Here is a 2,026-nt window from a genome sequence, read left to right on the forward strand (position 1 = left end):
CGGGCCGCAAATACAGAAATTCTCCCGGCGGCCGACCCATTCGAGACTTCGCAACGCGTCCTGTGTGGCCCTGGGTATGGACGACTTGTTCTCGTGCCAGTCCCCGAAGGTCTTGCCGGTGGGGAATCCAGCCCGCTTGCGGCGGGTGTGGAGGTTGGCCCGGTCACGTCCGGCGGCTTCTTCCGAGAGTAGGACGCGGACGACCTCGGCCGGGTCCCAGCGTTGGGCTTTTGCGGTGGGAATGATGTCGGTGAGCGACCTTCGGATGTGCGGGAGTTTCAGCCGTCGGGTCAGCTCAATGGATTCGGCGAGCGGGTCGCCGCCTGAGCCTGGAACGGTGCGAAGAGGGGTGGCCATCAGAGCTGGTCGCTTTCGTCGTACTCGGAGATGTTCGCGGTGGTCGTGGCGGCGGCACCGAAGGAGGACCAGGCGGAGGTGCCGGGCTGCAGGGAGTGGTCCTCGCTCCGCCGGATCGGCTCGGTGTGCTCGTGGACGGCCTGGTAGTCGAGGATCGACAACAGGTCCTTCTCGGCGAAGCGGGCGGTGACCGCCGCGGTGCCGAGCGCGCGGTCGACTTCCGCGACCGAGTAGAGCTTGGAGAGGGCGATGGCCTCGGCCATCTTCGCCTTGATCCGGCGGACCCCCGCGGCGCCGGCCTCGATCAGCCAGGACGCCGCACCGGGTCCGAGCTGCAGGAATGCCGCCTCTTCCGCAGAGGTGGCTCGCGGCGTGCGGTCGGCTTCCTTGTCCTCGCGGGGCGGATAGTGAGCGTCGTCCAGAACGGGTGAACCGGGCTGGCCGCGGTGATGGCGGGCGACCTCGCGGGCTGCCCCGTTCTCCTCGACGGCGGTAACGATCAGCTCGTCGCCGTGGAATCGGGCCCAGACCCGGGTGTCGATGAGCTCGTGCGGGACCGAATAGCGGACCGCGTCGACCGAGATCGTCGACTCCCAGGTCACCCTGCGGGTGGTGCCGAACGCCGCGGTGAACGGCCGACGCGGCAGAGGATGCAACCGCTGGCGTTCCTCCGCGAGCCGCTCGATGGGCTTGCGCCGCGTCGCCTTGTGCGTTCGGGAATTGACGTCGTCGCAAAATACCCGGCAGGCCGCCTCGAGCTCACCGAAGGTCTTGTACTGCTCGCGCAGATTCACGTCCCTGGGCACCAGGTCGGCTTTGGCGATCTTCACCGTGGATTCGCTGCCGCCCTTGGTTTCCGGGTCGGCCGGCAGACAGGTACGTATGGTCGTGCCGTAGTGCCGGGCGACCTCGACGATTTCGGGATTACGGACCGCAATCCCGGCGACGTGGTCAATGGTGACCGTTTTCTCGTTGTCCGTGAGGACGTAGGCGGGGACTCCGCCGATCCTGCGGAACGTGGCATCCAGACAGGCAGTGATCGTCGGAAGTGTCTTGTCCCAGATCGGAATCACCACCCGGAATCGGGACCAGGCCACCCACGCGCAGAACAGCGTGGTCTTGCGGCCTTTGATCACCGGCCCGTCACCGAAGTCGTACTGAACCCAGAGCCCGGGCTCGGTCACCCACGGCCGATAGACTCGGCGCCGCCCGGCCCTGAACTGGGATTTTGCCTCAGCGACGGTGCGGCGGGTGGTGCGTTCACCGCCGGTGAAGCCCATCGCGGCAATCCGCTTGTGGACCACGTCCGCGCGGATGCGGCCCTGTGAGCGGACCACCAGTTCCTCGATCTTCGGCAGGTAGTCGTCGATCGCTCTTGCCCGGTGACGGCGCTGGTCAGGATGCTGGCCGGCGGCCCGCATCTTCACATACCGGGCCACCGTGTGGTGGTCGCACCCGGCCAGCTCGGCCGCGGCACGGTAACTGCCTGTGAGGTCGTATGCCTCAAGGATCTCCATGATCTCCCTGCTGTTCTTCACCCACTCGAGCTTCGCCGAGCGGTACTACTCGGGGCGAGCGGGGAGAAGATCTGGCCGTACGCGGGGAAACCCGTGGCCATAAATTGCGCGGTATTTGGCCGCACACGGGGAGCTTACGGAGACCGCCGTCA

The 2,026-nt window shown here is 66.8% G+C and carries 2 protein-coding genes; both read right to left on the minus strand.

What is annotated here, in order from left to right; genetic code table 11:
• A partial coding sequence (locus tag ACIP8W_RS31895; protein WP_402205905.1) for an ATP-binding protein occupies positions 1–357 on the minus strand: 357 nt, incomplete at its 3' end.
• A complete protein-coding gene (istA, locus tag ACIP8W_RS31900) occupies positions 357–1,895 on the minus strand; it encodes an IS21 family transposase (RefSeq protein WP_402154630.1) in 1,539 nt (512 codons plus the stop codon). The genes ACIP8W_RS31895 and istA, both read right to left, overlap by 1 nt.
• Positions 1,896–2,026 lie beyond the last annotated feature (131 nt).

This window comes from Streptomyces sp. NPDC088554 (assembly GCF_044752945.1).
GTDB lineage: Bacteria > Actinomycetota > Actinomycetes > Streptomycetales > Streptomycetaceae > Streptomyces.